The sequence below is a fragment of the Sphingomonas sp. HITSZ_GF genome, assembly GCF_029543155.1.
Taxonomy (GTDB): Bacteria; Pseudomonadota; Alphaproteobacteria; order Sphingomonadales; family Sphingomonadaceae; genus Sphingomonas.
The window spans coordinates 203,699-223,657 of sequence record NZ_JARQXA010000007.1 but is presented as its reverse complement, the minus strand read 5'-3'; the positions used below and the strand labels follow the sequence as shown (position 1 = coordinate 223,657).

The 19,959-nt window shown below is 67.2% G+C and carries 16 protein-coding genes; 11 read left to right on the top strand and 5 right to left on the bottom strand.

The genetic code is table 11. The annotated features are described in order from the left end of the window. Positions 1-140: 140 nt before the first annotated feature. Positions 141-1,115, top strand: coding sequence for an L-threonylcarbamoyladenylate synthase (locus tag P6144_RS18870; protein ID WP_277769361.1), 975 nt, complete (start codon positions 141-143; stop codon positions 1,113-1,115). On the opposite strand, the gene P6144_RS18865 is transcribed toward P6144_RS18870, so the two are convergent. Next, positions 1,112-1,768, bottom strand: coding sequence for an HAD-IA family hydrolase (locus P6144_RS18865; RefSeq protein WP_277769360.1), 657 nt, complete (start codon positions 1,766-1,768; stop codon positions 1,112-1,114). The genes P6144_RS18870 and P6144_RS18865 overlap by 4 nt on opposite strands. Positions 1,769-1,810: 42 nt before the next feature. Beyond that, entirely contained in the window at positions 1,811-2,359 is a 549-nt protein-coding gene (gene msrA / locus P6144_RS18860; RefSeq protein WP_277769359.1) for a peptide-methionine (S)-S-oxide reductase MsrA, read from the bottom strand. Between the two features lie 70 nt (positions 2,360-2,429). On the opposite strand from msrA, the gene galE reads away from it, so the two are divergent. Continuing rightward, positions 2,430-3,428, top strand: coding sequence for a UDP-glucose 4-epimerase GalE (gene galE, locus P6144_RS18855; protein WP_277769358.1), 999 nt, complete (start codon positions 2,430-2,432; stop codon positions 3,426-3,428). 78 nt (positions 3,429-3,506) lie between these two features. On the opposite strand, the gene P6144_RS18850 is transcribed toward galE, so the two are convergent. Further along, entirely contained in the window at positions 3,507-4,217 is a 711-nt protein-coding gene (locus P6144_RS18850) for a phosphatase PAP2 family protein (RefSeq protein WP_277769357.1), read from the bottom strand. A gap of 180 nt (positions 4,218-4,397) precedes the next feature. Then, entirely contained in the window at positions 4,398-6,521 is a 2,124-nt protein-coding gene (locus tag P6144_RS18845; RefSeq protein ID WP_277769356.1) for a TonB-dependent receptor, read from the bottom strand. 244 nt (positions 6,522-6,765) lie between these two features. On the opposite strand from P6144_RS18845, the gene P6144_RS18840 reads away from it, so the two are divergent. The 7 genes from P6144_RS18840 to P6144_RS18810 all read left to right on the top strand — a co-directional run bounded on the left by P6144_RS18840 (position 6,766) and on the right by P6144_RS18810 (position 14,683). Beyond that, positions 6,766-7,164, top strand: coding sequence for a hypothetical protein (locus P6144_RS18840; RefSeq protein WP_277769355.1), 399 nt, complete (start codon positions 6,766-6,768; stop codon positions 7,162-7,164). A gap of 148 nt (positions 7,165-7,312) precedes the next feature. Next, entirely contained in the window at positions 7,313-8,665 is a 1,353-nt protein-coding gene (locus P6144_RS18835) for a polysaccharide lyase 6 family protein (RefSeq protein WP_277769354.1), read from the top strand. Then, entirely contained in the window at positions 8,665-10,860 is a 2,196-nt protein-coding gene (locus P6144_RS18830) for an alginate lyase family protein (protein WP_277769353.1), read from the top strand. Before P6144_RS18835 ends, P6144_RS18830 begins: the two co-directional genes overlap by 1 nt. A gap of 4 nt (positions 10,861-10,864) precedes the next feature. Continuing rightward, a complete protein-coding gene (locus P6144_RS18825) occupies positions 10,865-12,160 on the top strand; it encodes an MFS transporter (protein ID WP_277769352.1) in 1,296 nt (431 codons plus the stop codon). Then, complete coding sequence (locus P6144_RS18820; RefSeq protein ID WP_277769351.1) at positions 12,157-12,909, top strand: 3-oxoacyl-ACP reductase family protein; 753 nt, start codon at positions 12,157-12,159, stop codon at positions 12,907-12,909. Before P6144_RS18825 ends, P6144_RS18820 begins: the two co-directional genes overlap by 4 nt. Positions 12,910-12,946: 37 nt before the next feature. Further along, positions 12,947-13,825 carry a rhamnogalacturonan acetylesterase gene (locus tag P6144_RS18815; protein ID WP_277769350.1) on the top strand — a complete coding sequence of 293 codons (879 nt, stop codon included), beginning with the start codon at positions 12,947-12,949 and terminating at the stop codon, positions 13,823-13,825. A gap of 84 nt (positions 13,826-13,909) precedes the next feature. After that, positions 13,910-14,683 carry a TSUP family transporter gene (locus P6144_RS18810; protein ID WP_277769349.1) on the top strand — a complete coding sequence of 258 codons (774 nt, stop codon included), beginning with the start codon at positions 13,910-13,912 and terminating at the stop codon, positions 14,681-14,683. Between the two features lie 109 nt (positions 14,684-14,792). Here the strand turns inward: P6144_RS18810 and P6144_RS18805 are convergent, their stop codons facing one another. After that, the gene (locus tag P6144_RS18805) at positions 14,793-15,815 is read right to left on the bottom strand and encodes a sugar kinase (RefSeq protein WP_277769348.1); all 1,023 of its coding nucleotides are present in this window, start codon (positions 15,813-15,815) and stop codon (positions 14,793-14,795) included. A 129-nt stretch (positions 15,816-15,944) separates the two neighbouring features. Between P6144_RS18805 and P6144_RS18800 the strand changes: the two genes are divergently transcribed. Together P6144_RS18800 and P6144_RS18795 are read left to right on the top strand one after the other, a co-directional pair. Then, positions 15,945-18,812 (top strand): TonB-dependent receptor, encoded by a 2,868-nt coding sequence (locus P6144_RS18800; RefSeq protein WP_277769347.1) that lies wholly within the window; start codon positions 15,945-15,947, stop codon positions 18,810-18,812. A gap of 94 nt (positions 18,813-18,906) precedes the next feature. Beyond that, positions 18,907-19,653 (top strand): FadR/GntR family transcriptional regulator, encoded by a 747-nt coding sequence (locus tag P6144_RS18795; RefSeq protein ID WP_277769346.1) that lies wholly within the window; start codon positions 18,907-18,909, stop codon positions 19,651-19,653. The last annotated feature ends 306 nt before the right edge of the window (positions 19,654-19,959 follow it).

Here is a 19,959-nt window from a genome sequence, read left to right as displayed (position 1 = left end):
CATCAGCCATCTCGGCCGCCTCCGCACTGATCTCGCCCAGGCGGACAATGGTCTCGAGCACGAAGCGCTGGTCGGCGGTGGCGGGGGTGAACATATTGCCTCTCTTGTGGTCTGGTTTCGCGCCGTATAGCTCGCCAAAAGTGAGCCCGACAAATCCGCGCATCTTACCTTACGGCACGGCTGCGATCGCCGAGGCCGCCGCGCTGATTCGCGCCGGCGAATGCGTCGCGGTGCCCACCGAAACCGTCTATGGCTTGGCCGCCGACGCCACCGAGTCGCGCGCGGTGGCGGGCATCTATGCCGCCAAGGGCCGGCCGAGCTTCAACCCGCTGATCGTCCATGTCCCCGATTTGGCCGCCGCCGAGCGGATCGCGCTGTTCGACGATGCCGCGCGCGATCTGGCGACGCGCTTCTGGCCGGGGCCACTGACTTTGGTGCTGCCGGTGCGACCCGATGCCGGCATCGCCGCGCTGGTCACTGCCGGGCTCGACACGATCGCGATCCGGGTGCCGCGCCACCGGGCGATGCAGGCGCTGCTGAAGGCGTCGGGCAAGCCGCTCGCCGCGCCCTCGGCCAATGCCAGCGGTTCGATCAGCCCGACCCGGGCCGAGCATGTCGCGAAGAGCCTGGCCGGGCGCATCCCGCTGGTGATCGACGACGGCGCCACGCCGGCGGGGGTGGAGTCGACGATCGTGATGGGGTCTTCGATTTTGCGGCCCGGGCCGCTTACGCGCGATCAGCTGTTCCCCGGCGAAAGCCGGGGCCCAAGGTCGCGGGACGAGTCGCTCTCCGACCCTGGGCCCCGGCTTTCGCCGGGGAACAGCCAGGGGATCACTGCGCCCGGCCAGCTCGACAGCCATTACGCCCCGTCCAAGCCTGTGCGCCTCAACGCCACCGACGCGCGGGACGGCGAATACTTCATCGGCTTCGGCCCAATAACCGGCAACGAAACCCTATCCCCCAGCGGCGACCTCACCGAAGCCGCCGCGAACCTGTTCGACGCGCTCCACCGCGCCGATGCGAGCGACGCGCTTGCCATCGCCGTGGCGCCGATTCCCGAGACCGGCATCGGCGTGGCGATCAACGACCGCCTGCGCCGCGCCGCGCACCGCTAGCGCGCGACCAGCCTCAGCCAGCCCCGGGCGTCGGTCTCCACCTCGAGGCCGCGATAATCGGTGCGGGCCGGATGCGGGGTGTCCATCGCGTCGTGATGCGTCTCGGTGATCACGATCGCCGCGGCGCCGGCGGCATCGGCGGCGGCGAGGCCGGCGGGGCTGTCCTCCCAGACCAGGCAATCGGCGATGTCGACGCCGAGCAGCGCCGCAGCGGCGAGGAAGCAGTCGGGCGCCGGCTTGCCGTGCGCGACGTCCTCGGCGGTGATCACCACCGAGGGCAAGGCGACACCGGCCGCCTCCAGCCGCCGCAGCGCCAGCGCGCGCGGCGCCGAGGTGACCAGCGCCCAGCGATCGGCGGGCAGGCGCGCGAGGAAGGCCGCCGCGCCACTGATCTCGACCAGCCCGTCGACATCGTCGATCTCGGCCTGGGTGAGCGCTTCGGTCTCGGCTTCGGCGTCGACGCCGGCGGGCGCGAAGCGGCGGATCGTCTCGATCGCGCGCACGCCGTGCAGCGCGGACATCAGCGGCTCGGTCGCGATCCCGTGCCGCGCTGCCCAGGCGCGCCAGACGCGGTCGACCACCGCCATGGAGTTCACCAGGGTGCCGTCCATGTCGAACAGGAAGGCGGCGAAGCTGCGGCCGGGGAGCGTCATCGCTGCTCCCTCACCACAGCCGCGCCGCTGTCGCAACTGCGATCAGGCAGGGGTCGCGCCTTCCTTGCTGCGCGCGGCGAAGCTCTTGCGGAGCTTGCGCAGCTTGGGCGGGATCACCGCCAGGCAATAGGGATTGCGCTGGCCTTCGCCCTGCCAATATTCCTGGTGGTAGTCCTCGGCCGACCACCATTCGCCGAGCGGCTCGATCGCAGTGACGATCGGCTCGGGCCAGTCGGGCCGGGCGCGCTCGATCGCGTCGAGCGCCTCGCGCTCCTGCTCCGCCGAATGCGGGAAGATCGCCGAGCGATACTGGGTGCCGATATCATTGCCCTGGCGGTTGAGCTGGGTGGGGTCGTGCGTCGCCAGGAAGATGTCGAGAATCTCGCCATAGGAGATCTGGTCAGTGTCGAAGCTCACCCGGATCGCTTCGGCATGCCCGGTCGTGCCCGTGCAGACTTCCTTGTAGGTCGGGTTTTCCGTGGTGCCCCCGATATAACCGCTTTCGACCGACTGGACGCCGATAACGTCGTTGAACACGGCCTCGGTGCACCAGAAGCAGCCGCCGGCCAGCGTTGCGGTTTCAATGCTCATCGCGAACTCCTTGCTATCGGCGCATAGATAGGATTGAGCGGAGCCGGAACAAAGGTCGGGGATGCGAAGAATGCGCGAAGGCACGGTGCTGGTGACGGGCGGGGCGGGCTATATCGGCAGCCATGCCGTGCTGGCGCTGCTCGATGCCGGCTGGAAGGTCGTCGTGGTCGACAATCTCGTCACCGGCTTCGACTGGGCGGTCGATCCGCGCGCCACGCTGGTGGTCGCCAATATCGCCGACGACGACAAGGTGCGCGCGACGATCCGCGCGCACGGCGTGATCGCGATCATGCACTTCGCCGGATCGGTGGTGGTGCCCGAGAGCGTGAGCGACCCGCTCAAATATTATCGCAACAACACCGCCGCGAGCCGATCGCTGATCGAGAGCGCGGTGGCGGAAGGCGTGAAGCACTTCATCTTCTCCTCGACCGCCGCGACCTATGGCATTCCCGAAGTCGTGCCGGTGCGCGAGGACAGTCCCAAGCTGCCGATCAACCCGTACGGCATGTCCAAGCTGATGACCGAGATCATGCTGAAGGACGTCGCCGCGGCGCATCCGATCAACTATGCGGCGCTGCGCTATTTCAATGTGGCGGGCGCCGACCCGCAGGGCCGCTCGGGCCAGTCGACCGCGGGGGCGACGCATCTGATCAAGGTCGCGGTGGAAGCCGCCACCGGCAAGCGGGCTTCGGTCGGCGTGTTCGGCACCGATTTCGACACGCCCGACGGCACCGGCGTGCGCGACTATATCCATGTCAGCGACCTGGCCGCGGCGCATGTCGATGCGCTCGACCTGCTGATCGCCAAGCCCGGCGAGAGCCACACGCTCAACGCCGGCTATGGCCGCGGTTTCTCGGTGCTGCAGGTGCTCGACGCGGTCGACCGGGTGACCAACGTCACGATCGAGCGCAAGCTCGAGGGGCGGCGCGCGGGCGATCCGGACGCGCTGATCGCCGACAACAGCGCGATCCTGGCGGCGCTGCCCTGGCGGCCGAAGCACGACGACCTCGAAGGCATCGTCAAGGACGCGCTGGCCTGGGAGCGCAAGCTCGCCGAGCGGCAGGGCTGAGCTGCCAAAGTACACGAAGTACACGCCAAGGGCTGATTTGAAGCCCGCCTGACGCAACATGCTTGCGCGAGGCTTGTCCTATATTTCCAACATCGCGGAAGCGCGGGCGCGCGTCAGCAGCGCCAGCTCGATCCGCCACCAGATCATCGCCCAGACGCCGCCGAACGCCCAGCCGGCGAGCACGTCGCTCGGCCAATGGACGCCGAGATAGAGGCGGCTGAGCCCGATCGCGGCGGTCAGCACCAGCGCGACGACCAGGGCGAAGCCGCGGATGCGGCGATCGGGCAGCACCGGGAAGAGCAGGGTGGCGAGCGTCAGATAGACGATCGCGCTAATCGCGGCATGGCCGCTGGGGAAGCTGTGCGAGCTCACTTCCATGAGCTGGCCGGTCAGCTCCGGGCGGGGCCGGGCGATAAAGGCGCGGATCGTCTCGACCGCGACCGACCCGAGCAGCGAGGCGGTGACGACGAGCAGGGCCGTCCGCAGCCGCCCGGCGAGGCCGAGGAAGATCGCCGCGACCACCACGATGAAAGTCAGCACGGTGGTGCTGCCGAGCGCAGTCACGTCGCGGACGGCGGAGGGGAGCCAGGCGGGGCCGATCGGCTGAAGCGGATGGCCGGGCACGCGCATCGCCAGCAGGATCGCGCGGTCGACCGTCGCGCCGTCGCCCTCGACCAGCTCGTGGCCGAACCAGAGCAGGGCGAGGAGGAAGAGCGCGAAGCCCGCCGCGGCGAGGATCGGCCAGGGCAGGCGGCGGGACGCCGGCGGGGCTTCGGGGGCGGGGTGCATGGGCATCGGATCGCCTAACGGGACGGCGAGCGCAATGCTCCTTCTACATCGTCACCCCGGCCTTGTGCCGGGGTCCACGGTGCCGCACGGTTCGACTTGCGAGCCTCTTGCCCATGACCTGCCTCCCGGTGGACCCCGGCACAAGGCCGGGGTGACGGGTGGGAGCTATGACGCCGTGCGTCAGATCTGGATCCGCGCCGTCACGCGGATGTCGCGGCCGGGCAGGGGGGCATAGTCCTTGAGCACGCTGGCCGCGCGGCGGGCCTCGACGTCGAAGATGTTGTTCGCCGAGAGCATCAGGCTGGTGTTCGAAGCGGCGCCCCACGGCTTCCACGAGACCGAGGCGTTGACGAAGGTGAAGCCGTCGGTCGGGGTCTCGAAGGCCGAGATGCGGGTCTGGTCGAACACATGCTCGACTTCGCCGCGGATCGAGAAATTGTCCGAGGTCGCCTCGAGCCCGCCATTGATGCGCAGCGGCGGGATGCGCGGCGCCGGGCCGGTGCCGACGATCTCGGCGTGGACATAATCGGCCAGCGCGGTGGCGTTGATCGTGAAGGCCTTGACCTGGGCCAGGCGCAGCGAGCCTTCGGCCTCGAAGCCGTAATAGCGCGCATCGGCCTGGTTGTACTGGAAGACCGGCAGGTCGTCCTCGGTCGCGCCGGTGGGCGTGTCGTAGATATAGCCGGTGAACCAGTTGTAATAGGCCGCGGTCGAGAAGGCGAAGCCGTCGCCCGATCCCTTGAAGGTCGCCTCGACGCCCCAGCTCTTCTCGGTGCCGAAATCGGGGTTGCCGATCTCATAGGCCTGGGTGCCGGCATGCGGGCCGTTGGCGAACAGCTCTTCCGGCGTCGGTGCCCGTTCGGCGCGCGAGACGTTGACGCCGAAGCGCATGCCGTCGGCCACCGCATAGCTGGCACCGAGAGATGCCGAGAAGCTGTCGAAGCTGCGGGCATAGGCCGGGTTGCCGATATCGGCATCGGCCTGGGCAGTGACGTCGTTATGCTCGAAGCGCGCCGCCGCCTCGGCCTTGAACGCGCCGAGATCGAGCGACTGGAGCGTGAACAGGCCGAACTGCTGGGCCGAGTTCTTGGGCAGGAACTTCTCTTCGCCGATCACGTGCATGTCGCGCAGCGAGAACTGGCCGCCGATCAGCCCGTCCCAGCCGCCGCGGCCCGACTGGACCAGTTCGAGCCGGCCCTCATAGCCCTGATTGTAGAAGGTGGTGCCGACCTCGCCGGTATCCTCGATCTCCGAGTGCTTATAGTCGGCTGCCGCCCAGCGGGTGCGCAGCTGCTTGAAGAAGCCGTCGCCGATATTGACCTCGCCGCGGATGTCGACGCGGGTCTGCTGGGCATGGAGGCGGACATTCTCGGCCTCGATCGCCGGATCGAGCGAGTAGCGCACCGGCACGCCGTAAAAGGTGTCGAAATGGCTGACCGAGAAGCCGAGATTGTTGGTGCCGTCGATGATCGCGGCGCCGCCGGCGACGTCCCAGGTCTTGGCGGCAGTGTTGGGCACCTTGCCCTTGAGATCGGCGAGGTCGGCGATCTCGGGATCGGCGCTGGCCGCCGCCTGGGCGCGCAGTGCCGGCGACAGGACATAGCCGCCGGTGCGCTGGTCACCGGTCTGCGAGAAGCTGCCATCGGCGTGGAGCACGATCTTGCTCGTCACCGGCACGTCCGCCGCGCCCGACACCGAGCGCTCATCGGCGGCGCTGCCATAGGTGGCGATGCCGTCGAAATGCACGACTTCCTCGGGCATGTGGCGCGGGATGCGGCTGTCGATCACATTGACCACGCCGCCGATCGCCGAGGGGCCGAAGATCAGCGCGGTGGGGCCGCGCAGCACTTCGATGCGGTCCGCGGTGAGCGGATTGATGATCGACGCGTGATCGGCCGAGGTGTTCGACACGTCGATGCTGCCGATGCCGTCGGTGAGCAGCGGCGCGCGGGCGCCGATGAAGCCGCGCAGCACCGGGCGCGAGGCATTGGGACCGAACGAGCTGGCCGAAACGCCGGGCTGCTGGGCCAGCGTCTCGCCGATCGTCGGGCGCAGGTCGTTGGTCAGCTCGTCCTTGGCGAGCACCGCGGTGCCGCCGAGCACGTCGGCGGTGTTGCGCGCACGGGTGCCGGTGACGACGATCTGGGCGCCGGGCTCGTCATGATCCTGGTTGTTCGCGGCCGTGGCGGGCGCATCGCTGCTCGCGGTTGCCGAGGCTCCCCTGGTGTCGGCCGGCTTGTCGTCGGCATGGGCCGGCAAGGCGAGCAGGGCGGCGGAGGTGAGCAACAGCGAACGCAACAACATCAACGAATCTTCCCGAACATGGAACTTGCTGCGCTGCGGTACCGGCGATGATATAAAGTATCAACCCCTTTTGCCGCGCGATCGGGGCTTTTCGGCGCCCTCTCCAGTTCAGCGTGGAGCAAGGGAGGGTGCGCAACATCTCGCGATTGTTGCAGGTGCGGAAACACTGCGATGCCACCTGCATGGCTAATCCCCGGCTTTCGGCGCGCCTAAATGCCGGGCTGCCAACCAGGAGTGAGTTGTAATGGCGTATCTGGACAGCCGGGCAGTGCTGCTCGAGGGCATGGCGGGGAGCATCCCCGCCGAAGCGGTTCTGAGCCCGCTCGAGCTGCAGACGCTGCAGCTTTCCCAGGCCGATGGCCGCGCTACGCTTCGTGCCCCGCGCCGGATGGAGCGACTGGGCGGGTTGCTGTTCGGCTCGCGCCGGGTCGCCGGGCTCGCCAATCCCCGGCTGGAGGCGCTGCGGCGCTTCGCCATCCTTTATCGGCTGGACGGATTCGACTCGGCCGAGGCGGCGCGTGCGGAAGCTGCCGGCTATACCGCTGCCGCGCTCGATTGGGTGCGTGCGACAGTGGATGGCTGGCTGGGCCGCGGTGCCGCCAATCGCCTGCGCCGGCGCGTGCGGCTGACCGGGGTCGCCTAAATGGTATAGAACCACCGGACCTAATCTGGTCCGGTCAATTGGTATTTAAATTGGCTTGCACGCTTTGGCCTCGACTGGTAGGCCACTCACATCGGCCACCAGAGCCGGTTGGGAGGATCGCGTGCGAGTTTGGGCGCTGTCGATAGGGATGGTTGCGGTTACTGCCTGCCCGGCAGCCGCGCGCGACACCCTTGTCCATAATCAGCAGGAATATGCCGCCGCGGCGAAGGTGCTCGCCCCGGGCGACCGCATCGTGCTCGCCAATGGCGAATGGCGCGATTTCGCGGTGCGCTTCTCAGGCGCGGGCACGCAGGACAAGCCGATCACGCTGACCGCCGAGACGCCGGGCAAGGTCATCCTGGCCGGTGCATCGAGTCTGCGCATGGCGGGCAACTGGCTGGTCGTGTCGAACCTGGTCTTCAAGGACGGGCACGGCACCGACGAGGACCTGATCGCCTTTCGCTACGATACGAAGCGCTGGGCGGAGAATTCGCGGCTGACCGGGATCGTGGTCGATGGCTATGGCGCGCCGACCGCGGCCAAGACCGATCACTGGGTATCGCTCTACGGGCGCAATAACCGGGTCGATCACTCGCAATTCTTCGGCAAGGCGCATGGCGGCGCGATGCTCGTCGTGGTCCGCGCGGCCTATGGCCCGAGCGAGAACCACCACCGCATCGACCATAATTATTTCGGGCCGCGCCCGCCGCTGGGCGAGAATGGCGGCGAGACCATCCGCATCGGCACCAGCCAGCAATCGCAGAGCGACTCCTTCACGGTGGTGGAGGATAATTTCTTCGAGCGCTGCGACGGCGAGGTCGAGATCGTCTCGATCAAGTCGGGTGCGAACATCCTGCGCCGCAATGTCGTGGTCGAGAGCCAGGGCGCCTTCGTGATGCGCCACGGGCACGGCAACACCATTGAGGACAATGTCTTCTTCGGCAACGGCGTGAAGCACAGCGGCGGCATCCGCGTGATCAACCGGCGCCAGGTGGTGCGGAACAACTATCTCGAGGGGCTGGCGGGCGACGGATCGTACAGCGCGCTCTCGCTGATGAACGGCGTGCCCAATTCGCCGATCAACCGCTACGAGCAGGTCCAGGACGCGCTGATCGAGCGCAACAGCGTGATCGATGCGGCCAAGGTGACGCTGGGCAACGGCGCCGATGCCGAACTGTCGCTGCCGCCGGTATCGACCCGTTTCGTGGCCAATCTGTTCGTCAACCAGAAGCGCGGCGACCCGTTCCTCGCGCTGGCGGACATCGGCGGGATCAGTTTCACCGGCAATGTGATGTCCGTGCCCGGACCCGCAGCCCTGCCGATCCAGATCGACCGCCGGACGGTGGCGCTCAAGCGCGCTGCCAATGGCCTGCTCTATCCGGTCGATCCGGCGCTGGCGAAGCTCGGTGCCGATCGCACGCTCAAGCCCATCACGCGCGAGGAGACCGGTGTCTCCTGGTACGCCAAGCCTGCGGCCTCGCCGCTTCCGGGAAGCAATTGATGACTCGTTTCGCGTTCCTCCTCGCCGGCACCGCCCTGCTCGCCACGCCCGCGCTGGCGCAGACTGCGCCGGGCACCCAGCCCACGCTGTTCCGCGCAGCCGAAATGGCGGCGACCGCCAAGGAAGCCACTGCCTATCCGCTGTTCAGTGCCGAACTGAAGCGCGTCCGCCGCGAAGTCGACAAGGCGATCAAGGCCGGCGTGGTCGTGCCCGTGCCCAAGGATCCGGGCGGCGGCTACACGCATGAGCAGCACAAGCGGAACTACACCGCGATCTATGGCGCGGGGCTGCTGTTCCGCATCACCGGCGAGCAGCGCTATGCCGATTTCGTCAAGGCGGAGCTGCTGGAGTACGCCAAGCTCTACCCGACGCTCGGCAACCATCCGGCGGCGAGCGACCAGCGGCCGGGACGGCTGTTCTGGCAGAGCCTCAACGATGCGGTGTGGGCGGTCTATGCGGTGCAGGGCTATGACGCCGTGCGGGAGTCGCTGAGCGCCGCCGACCGCGCGACGATCGACGACAAGGTGTTCCGCCCGATGGCGAGCTTCCTGTCGGCGGGGCAGGCGGAAGAGTTCGACCAGATCCACAACCACGCCACCTGGGCCTGCGCCGGGGTGGGCATGATCGGCTATACGCTGCGCGACAAGGACTTTGTCGAGGTGGCGCTGAAGGGGCTGAAGCGCGACGGCAAGTTCGGCTTCCTCGCGCAGATCGACCAGCTCTTCTCGCCCGACGGCTATTATGTCGAAGGGCCCTATTACCAGCGCTATGCGATGCTGCCGTTCGTGCTGTTCGCCCGCTTCATCGAGGCGAACCAGCCCGAGGTGAAGATCTTCCAGCACCGCGACGGGGTGCTGCTCAAGGCGATCCGCACCTCGATCCAGACGACCTATGACGGCTTCTTCTTCCCGTTCAACGACGCGATGCCCGACAAGAGCCTGAAGACCGACGAGCTCTACCAGTCGGTGGCGATCGGCTATGAGGTGACCAAGGATCCGGCGCTGCTCTCGATCGCGCAGTGGCAGGGCCGCACCACGCTGACCCCCGACGGGCTGGCGGTGGCGCGCGACCTGGCGGCGGGCAAGGCCAAGCCGTTCCCCTTCGCCTCGCAGTTCCTCAGCGACGGGCCCAAGGGCGATATGGGCGGGCTGGCGATCATGCGCTCGGGGCCGACCGACACCGACCAGGTGCTCGTTGCCAAGAACGCGGCGATGGGCATGGGCCACGGCCATTTCGACAAGCTGTCGTACATTCTCTACGACAATGGCCACGCCATCGTGACCGATTACGGCGCGGCGCGCTTCCTCAATGTCGAGAGCAAGGACGGCGGGCGCTACCTCAAGGAAAACGAGAGCTGGGCGAAGCAGACCGTCGCGCACAACACGCTGGTGGTGAACGAGACCAGCAATTTCGGCGGCAAGTGGAAGGTGGGCGACAAGCTCGCGCCCAAGCAGCTGTTCTGGGCGAGCACCCCGCAGGCTAGCGTCAGCACCGCCGAGATGGTCGGGGCATATCCGGGCGTCCGCTATCGCCGCACGCTGGTGCAGCTGCCGGTCGACGGCGTCGAGAGCCCGATGATCGTCGATCTGCTCGACGTGACCGGCGACAAGCCCGCCACCTATGACCTTCCGCTCCACTATGCCGGGCAGATTACCGCGATCGGCTTCCCGCTCCAGTCGAACACGGCAGAGCGGCCGGTGCTCGGCAAGGCCAACGGCTATCAGCACATCTGGGTCGATGCGACGGGCACGCCCGGCGCGGACAATGGCGCGATCACCTGGATCAACGACAACCGCTTCTACACCTACCGCATGATCGCCCCGGCGGGCGCCAGCGTGATCCTGGGCGAGAGCGGCGCGAACGATCCCAAGTTCAACCTGCGCCGCGAGCCGATGCTGATCGAGCGCGTGACGAACGCGACCAGCGCCCAGTTCGTCAACCTGCTCGAGCCGCACGGCAATTACGATGCGGGCGAGGAGAAGACCACCGCGAGCAACAGCCGGGTGAAGGGCTTCACCCATGTGCGAACCGGCGATGCCGATGTGGTGACGATCAAGCTCGCCGATGGCCGCAGCATCACGCTCGCCATCGCCTTCTCGGCCGATGCCAATGCCGCGCACTCGGCGACGGTCGATGGGCGCAAGCTCGACTGGAAGGGCCATTTCGCGCGCTTCGATGCGGGTAAGGGAAACTGAGCCGATGACCAAGGTCAAAGGCCTTCGCTGGCTCATCATCAGCCTGATCGGGCTGGTCACCGTCATCAACTATATCGATCGCAACGCGCTCGCCGTGATGTGGCCCGCCGTCTCCAAGGACATCGGCGCGAACAAGGCGGACTATGCGCTGCTCGTGACCATGTTCATGGTCGCCTATGCCTTCGGCCAGTCGCTGTTCGGCAAGCTGCTCGACCGGATCGGCACGCGCATCGGCTTCGTCATCGCGATCGCGGTGTGGTCGGTGTCGATCGGCGCGCATGCGCTGGTGCGATCGCTGGGCATGCTGATCGGCCTGCGCGTGACGCTGGGCGTGGCCGAAGCAGGCAACTGGCCGGGTGCGGTCAAGGCCAATGCGCTGTGGTTCCCGCCGCAGGAGCGCGCCTTCGCCCAGGGCATCTTCAATGCCGGTGCGGCGATCGGCGCGATCATCGCGGCGCCCGCGGTGGCGGCGCTCTACGGCTCGTTCGGCTGGCGCGCGACCTTTGTGCTGGTCGGCGTGCTCGGCTTTGTCTGGCTGATCCCCTGGTTGTTCGTCTATCGCGCCGATCCCGATCGCCATCCCTGGCTGAGCGACGAGGAGCGCGCCCATATCGCCGCGCGTCCCGCTACCGCCGCCACGGCGGAGGATGAGGCGCCGGCACCGGGCATGCTCGAGCTGCTGCGCTATCGCCAGAGCTGGGCGATCCTGCTCAGCCGCTTCTTCCTCGATCCGGTCTGGTGGCTGTTCGTCTCCTGGCTGCCGATCTACCTGGCCGAGACCTTCGGCTTCGACGTGAAGCAGATCGGCATGTTCGGCTGGGTGCCGTTCGTCGGCGCGATGCTCGGCAGCCTGGGTGGCGGCTGGTTCTCCGGCGTGCTGATCGCCCGGGGCTGGAGCGCGCTCTCGGCCCGCAAGCTCGCCATCGCCATCGGCTGCGTGATCATGCTGCCGGCGCTGCTGCTCACTGCCCAGGCGTCGACGCCGCTCGCCGCAGTGCTGCTGATCGCAGTGATCCTGTTCGGCTTCCAGGTGGCGATCAACAACATCCAGACCATGCCGGGCGACTATTTCGCCGGCGGCGCGGTCGGCTCGCTCGCCGGCATCAGCGGTACCGCCGCGGTGGCCGGCACCCTCATCACCACTTGGCTCGTGCCGGTGATGACCAGCCAGGGCTATGCGCCGATCTTCGCGCTCGCCGCGGCGATCGTGCCGCTCGCGCTGATTTCCATCCTGATCCTCGGGCGCGGCGTGCCGCGGACCGAGGGCACCACTCCCCAGACCAAACAGGACGCAGCATGAAATTGAAGGACAAGGTCGCCATCGTAACGGGCGGCGGGCGTGACATCGGCAAGTCGGTTTCGCTGCAGCTCGCGGCGCAGGGCTGCAAGGTCGCGGTGAACTATCGCAGCGACGAAGGCGCGGCCAAGGCGACCGTGGCGGAGATCGAGGCCGCGGGCGGCACCGCGATCCTGGTTCAGGCCGATGTCACCAAGCCGGCGGACGTCGCCAAGCTGGTCGAAGAGACCACCAAGGCATTCGGCGAGCGCGTCGACGTGCTGGTCAACGTCGCCGGCGGCATGGTCGCCCGCAAGACGCTGGCGGACATGGACGAGGCGTTCTTCGACCATGTCATGGAGCTGAACCTGAAATCGGCCTTCCTCGTCACCAAGGCGGTGTTGCCGCATCTGGGCGAGGGCAGCACGATCGTGAACCTGTCGTCGCTCGCCGGCCGTGACGGCGGCGGGCCGGGCGCGTCGATCTACGCCACCGCCAAGGGCGCGCTGATGACCTTCACCCGCAGCCTGGCCAAGGAGCTGGGCCCGCAGGGCATCCGCGTCAACGCGCTGTGCCCGGGCCTGATCGGCACCAGCTTCCACGACACCTTCTCCAAGCCTGAGGGCCGCAAGGCGACCGCCGGCAACACGCCGCTGCGCCGCGAGGGCCATCCAGACGAAGTGGCGTCGGCGGTAGTCTTCCTCGCCTCGAACGACTCGTCGTTCCTGACGGGCGTCAACATGGACATCAACGGCGGCCTCGCCTTCTCCTGATCGAAGCAACGAAGGCCGCAACTGGGAGGGATTACACATGCTGAAAATGGCGATCACGCTGGCAGCGTTGCTGGCGGTTCCGGGGGCGGCCTTCGCCCAGACTTCGGAGGCGCAGCCTCCGATCGAGAAGCGGGAGAAGCGCGTCGATGCGCCGCCGATCACCGCCTACAAGATCATCCTGGTCGGCGATTCGACCATGGCGCCGGGCAGCGGCTGGGCGTCGGTGTTCTGCGCCTATCACGTCAAGTCGAGCGTCGCCTGCCTGAACCTGGGCCGCGGCGGTCGCTCGACCCGCAGCTATCAGGCCGAGGGGAGCTGGAAGATCGCGATGAGCGAGGCTGCGGCGCAGGGCTATGCCAAGAAGTACGTCCTCATCCAGTTCGGCCATAACGACCAGTCGACCAAGGCGGAGCGCTGGACCGACCTCAACACCGATTTCCAGTCGAACCTCAAGCAGATGGTGCTCGACGTGCGCGCCGCCGGCGCGGTGCCGGTGCTGGTCACTCCGCTGTCGCGCCGCGAGTTCCGCGACGGCAAGCTCAACAACACGCTCGCCGCCTGGGCGGATGCGGTGCGCAAGATCGCCGTCGAGATGAAGGCACCGGTGGTCGAGCTGAACCGCGACAGCGCCAAGGCCGTCGAACAGCTCGGCGCAGTCGAGGCGATGAAGCTGGCGATGGCCGAGCCGCTGCCCGAGGAGATCGCCGCGGGCAAGGCCGGCACCACGCTACGCCCGCGCCCGGCGCCCGAATCGCCGCCGGCATCGACCCTTCCCAGGACCGGCCCGCGCGGCCGGATCGTCCAGAAGTTCGACTATACCCATCTCGGCGAGGTTGGCGCCAAGGCGATGGCCAAGATCGTCGCCTATGACCTGGCCGTCGCCGTGCCCGAGCTCAGCAGCCAGCTGCTGCCGTAACGCCCTCCATCCCTGGAGGCGCGGTCCGACTCCCTCGGCCGCGCCTCCTTTTTTATTGCGGCGCATCGCCCTAACGGAGGCGCCATGCACCTGACCCCCGACATCCTCGCATTCCTGATCACCATGGCGCTGCTCGCCGGCACGATCGACGCGATGGCGGGCGGGGGCGGGCTGATCACGCTGCCCGCGCTGATGGCCGCCGGCATCCCGCCGGTCTCGGCAATCGCCACCAACAAACTGGCCAGCGCCTGCGGCACCGGTTCCGCGCTGCTCACCTATGCCCGGGCCGGCCATGTCGACTTCCGGCGGTTCCTGGTGCCCGCGCTCGGCGCCTTTGCCGGGTCGGTGGCGGGGGCGGTGACGCTCCAGCATATCGACCCGGGTTTCCTCGCCGCCTTCGTGCCGGCGCTGCTGATCCTGATCGGCCTCTATTTCCTGCTCGCGCCGAAGATGCGCGCCGAGGACCGGCACGCCCGGCTGGGCACCACCGGGCTGACGCTCGTCGTCTCTGCGATCGGCTTCTATGACGGCTTCTTCGGGCCGGGCACCGGATCGTTCCTGACCACCGCGCTGGTCGCGCTCGCCGGGCTCGGGCTGGTGCGCGCAATCGGCAACACCAAGTTCCTCAACCTTTCGACCAACCTGGCGGGGCTGCTCGCCATGATCGCCGGCGGCAAGCTGCTCTGGGGGCTCGGCATCGCGATGGCGCTGGCCAACATGGCGGGCAACCAGATCGGCGCGCGGCTGGCGATCCGCTTCGGCGGGCGCGGGGTGCGACCGCTGCTGGTGGTGATGTCCGCGGCGCTGACGGTGAAGCTGCTCGCCGACCCGGCCAACACGATCTGGTCGCTGTTCTAGCGCCCGACATGCGAATCGCCCGTCATCCCGGCGGAAGCCGGGATCTCGTGCGGCTCCTGTCCCGCGCCTCCGCCTGAGATCCCGGCTTTCGCCGGGATGACGCATATCGTCAGCGCTTCACGTCGGCGCCTTCGCCGGAGAAGCCTTCGACATCGCTGCGCGTGAACAGGGCCATGTCGCCAGGGACGCTGTGCTTGAGGCAGGCGAGGGCGAGACCCAGCTCGGCGGCGCGTTCCACCGGCATATCTTCGATCAGGCCGTGCAACACGCCTGCGGCAAAAGCGTCACCGCCGCCGATCCGGTCGATGATGCCGGGCATCGTCACTTCGCGGGTCTGGAATCCGGTCTCGGGCGTGTCGATCCGCGCCGCGAGGCGGTGGCAGTCGCTGGTCTCGACGTGCCGCGCGGTCGAGGCGATCCATTGAAGGTTGGGGAAAGCCGCGAACCCGGCCAGCGCCGCCTCGCGTCGCCGCGCCTCGCCATCGCCCGAAAAGGGATGATCGAGCAGCAGCGCCATGTCGCGGTGATTGGCGAAGAAGAGGTCGGCCATGCGGACCAGCCCGGTGAGGATCGTGCGCGGATCGCTGTCCCAGCTTTCCCACAGCGCCGGCCGGTAATTGCCGTCGAGCGACACGCGCATGCCCAGCGACCGCGCTGCCGCCATCGCCGCATGCGTCGCCCGGGCGAGGCCCGGGCCGAGCGCGGGCGTGATGCCCGAGACGTGCAGCCACTCGGCATCGGCAAAGGCCACCTGCCAGTCGAACCGCCGCCAGTCGTGCAGCGCGAAGGCGCTGTCGGCGCGGTCGTAGAGAATCTCGGAGGGGCGCAGCGATCCGCCGGGGGTTAGGAAGTACAGCCCTTGCCGTCCGGGCGCGCGGAAGCTGTGGTGCAGGTCCACGCCCGCCGCGGCGAGCGCGCGCCATGCGCCGTCGCCCAGCCCGCCCTGCGGGATCGCCGACACCATCGCGGTGCGGTGCCCGAGCGTGGCGAGCGCGGCGACGACATTGGCCTCCGCGCCGCCGATATGCAGATCGAGCGCGCCTGCCTGGGCGAGCTGCACCCGGCCCCGGGTCGCCAGCCGGGTCAGCACTTCGCCAAAGCCGATGAGCCGCACTGGTCCGCTGCCTGCCATTCCAATCCTCCCGTCCCGTTTCGTTGCGGCGCACTAAGCGGATTGGAGAATTGGTATCAAGATAGCATTGACATCATCCAGACCGGTGGTACCTATCATTGGTATAAAAATACGATTGGGGAGGATTTCATGGTCTCGATCCGTACGCGTGCGCGCTCGGTTCTTCTGACGGGCGTGTCGATCGCAGCGGCGCTGGCGGTCACGCCCGCCTGGGCGCAGGAGCAGACGCCCGCACCTGCGCCTGCCGATCAGACCGCGCCTGAGACGACGCAGGAAGACGAGATCGTCGTTACCGCCATCCGCGAGACGATCCAGACCTCGATCCAGTCCAAGCGCGACGCCGATGCCATCGTCGATGCGGTCTCGTCGAAGGAGATCGGCGAGCTGCCCGGCCAGTCGGTCGGCGAAGTGATCGCGACGATCACCGGCGCCACGATCGATCGCGCCAATTACGGCCCCACCGAAGTCTCGATCCGCGGCCTGGGCTCGGGCCTGAGCCTGACCACGCTCAACGGGCGTGAGGCGACCAACGGCTCGGGCGACCGTGCGGTCAATTTCGGCCAGTTCCCCTCCGAACTGTTCAACGCGATCAAGATCTACAAGACGCAGCAGGCGAACCTGATCGAAGGCGGCGTCGCCGGTTCGGTCATGCTCGAGACGCGCAAGCCGCTCGACTACAAGCGCCGCCAGATCCAGGCCGAGATCAAGGGCAACTACAATCCCTATCAGGACCGGATCAGCGGCCAGAGCCCCTATGGTTACCGCGCCACGGTCAGCTATATCGACCAGTTCAACGCCGGCGATCTCGGCAAGATCGGCATCTCGATCGGCTATCAGCGCAACGACGTGAGCGATCCGGTCGAGCGCTTCTATACCAGCTCGACCTGGTTCACCTGCAATGCCGCGATCGTCTCGACCACCAACTGCACCGAAGTGACGCGCCAGCAGGGCAATTCGGGCACGCCCTATTACCACGCGTCCAACTCGTACCTGTATCGCCAGATGATCACGTCGGACCTGCGCAACGCCGTGTTCGGCGCGCTGCAGTGGCAGCCGAGCCCGACGCTCGACGTCAATCTCGACCTGCAATATTCGCGGCGCCAGTACAGCGAGGAACGCCACGATTTCGGCACCGCCGAGGGTCGCTACAACCTGCACAACGTCGTGATCGGCGACAACCACCAGATCCTCTCGGCCGATGGCTCGGCGACGATGCAGGTGCAGTCGGCGCTGTTCCAGCGCGACGAGAAATATCTCGGCCTTGGCGGCAATGTGGAATGGAAGCCGACCGACCGGCTGACCGTGACCGCGGACTTCGGCTATTCGCACACCAGCCGGCTGGACATCACCCGCACGTCGCGCCTGCGCACCGATCCGCTCGACATCTACGGCAACCGCACGGCGATCAACAACCAGCGCATCCCCTATCATGTCGACTTCACGCAGAGCTTCCTGCCGGTCTTCACCTATGACAGCCGCTTCAATCCGAGCGACTATACGGCGTTCAGCGACGATGCGCAGTTCACCCGCTCGCAGGACGGCCGCGACGACGAGATTTTCTCGGGCCGGTTCGACGCCAGCTACAAGCTCGATGGCTTCATCCAGCGCATCGAGGTGGGCGGCCGCTGGGCGCAGCGCAAGTTCTTCGGCTACAGCAACGACAAGATCCTGACCCAGGACAGCCTGGCGGTGGACCGTGCGGTCAACCTGGCCTGCCGCACGCCGTTCGCGCAGCGCAACTTCCTGGCGGATGCGCCGAGCGCGAGCATCGGCAGCTTCGCCACCTTTGATGTGCTCTGCCAGTTCCGCAACTATCTGGGCACCGAGGACCCCGGCAACACCGGCGACCTGCGCTCGGTCGACAATTCGGACGTCACCGAGCAGACCTGGGCCGGCTATGCGATGGCCAGCTTCTCGGGCGAGATCGGCGGGCTGGGCGTGCGCGGCAATTTCGGTGTGCGCGGCGTGCATACCCAGGTAACGGCGAGCGGCCTGCGCTCGGGCCTCGACGTGATCAACAATACCGACGGTACGATCTCGCTGCGCGAGAACGGCACCTTCACCGCGACGCGGATCACTTCGGGTTCGATGCGCTGGCTGCCGAGCATCAACGCGATCTTCGACCTGAGCCCGAAGATGCGCATCCGCACCGGCATCTATCGCGCAATGTCGCGCCCCGCGCCGAGCGCGCTGGGCGCCGGGCGCTCGATCACGCTGGAAGTGGGCACCGGCTTCACCGATGTGACCGATGCGATCAATTCGATCATCGCCACGGGCAGCCCGCGGCTGAAGCCGACCATGTCGTGGAACGGCGACCTGGCATTCGAATATTATGCCAACAAGGACACGATTCTGGCGGCAACGGTCTATTACAAGCGCTTCACCGGCGGGAAGATCCCGATCACGACGGACGAGGCGTTCACGATCGGCGGCCAGGATTACATGGTCCCGGTCACCCAGACCACGAACAGCGACGTCCAGACCGACCTCTACGGCCTCGAGGTCACCGCCTCGAACCAGTTCACCTGGCTGCCGCATCCGCTCGACGGGCTGGGCGTGAAGCTGAGCTACAATTACGCCTGGTCGAACTACAAGACGCAGGACATCCGCTACGGCGACATCATCGACAGCGCGACCGGCGACGTGGTCCCCGGGCTGATCCCGGCAGCAGGGCTGAGCGGCTATTCGAAGCACGTCTTCTCGGCCCAGGCCTTTTACGAGATCGGGCCGATCTCGCTGCAGGGCATCTATCGCTACCGCTCGCGCTATTATCAGGCGTTCACCAGCGACAATACCCAGCTGCGCTACGTCGAGGGCAACAACACCTTCGATGCGAACATCAGCTACAAGATCAACAAGCAGGCCGATATTCGCTTCCAGGCGCTCAACCTCTTCAACGAGCCGCGCGTCGAGTACATGCCGGTCGTCGGCAGCACCCGGAATGTCGAATATTATGGCCCGCAATATTTCCTGAGTTTCCGGTTGCGCCTGCGTTAAACGGGACGAATGCAGTGGTGCGGACCAATTCCCTATTCCAAATGGGCGCGGTCTAAGGCATTGCATTTGTTTACGACCAAGAACTGAGGGCTCCATGGCCGAACGCCGTCTCTTCCAGGATATCGCCGAGCGGATCGCCGCGATGATCGCGGAGGGTACTTTCCCTCCCGGCTCGCGGCTGCCCGGCGAGCGGGAGATGGCGGAGCGGCTGGGCGTGAGCCGCGTCACGATCCGCGAGGCCGAGATCGCGCTCCAGGCGCAGGGGCTGGTGCGGATCAAGACCGGTTCGGGCGTCTATGTCTGCGATCGCAACGAGCAGAGCGCCGGCCAGCTGCCGGTGGTGAGCGCGTTCGAGCTGACCGAGGCGCGCTCGCTGTTCGAATCCGAGGCCGCCGCGCTCGCTGCGCCGACGATCAGCGACGAGCAGATCGAAGTGCTCGAGACGCTGGTCGCCGCCATGTCCGAAGCGGATGAAGGCAGCGCCGCGGCGACCGAGGCGGATCGTGCCTTCCACCTGACCATCGCCAGCGCTTCGGGCAACCAGGCGATCATGTTCGTGATCAACACGCTCTGGCGGATGCGCACCGAGATCCCCGAGATCTGCGCGCTCCATGCCTCGGTCTGCCACAAGGACGAGGATACGCGCCACGACGAGCATGCCGCCGTGCTCGAAGCGCTCAAGCAGCGCGATTCGGTTGCGGCGCGCACGGCGATGCGCAAGCATTTCAGCCGCCTGCTCGAGGCGATGCTGAAGGCGAACGAAGAGAAGGAAATCCTGGAACTCCGCCGCAAGGCCGAGGCCAGCCGCAACCGCTTCCTGATCAGCGCCCAGCTTAGCTGAGCGGTTGAATCCCCCCCGATCGATCCGTTTGCGGCCGCGCGCCGGCATTGCCGCCGCATGTCTGCCGGTCTGGCGTGGTATATCCAGTGGTATGCGGACCAGTATGTCAAATCTGGACTAACCATTTCCTTGACTCCGGATCGATGATCTGGCCTTATCCGGCATAACAAGCTGGCACCCATCCCGGATGGGCAAGCCAGAAGCCGCCAGGGAGAGATGCCGGATGCGGATGCGAAGATAAGCGCACGCCATTAGGGGCCGCGAGCCAGCGGCTGCCGCTGCGCGTCGCCCCAGCCAGAAATCGCA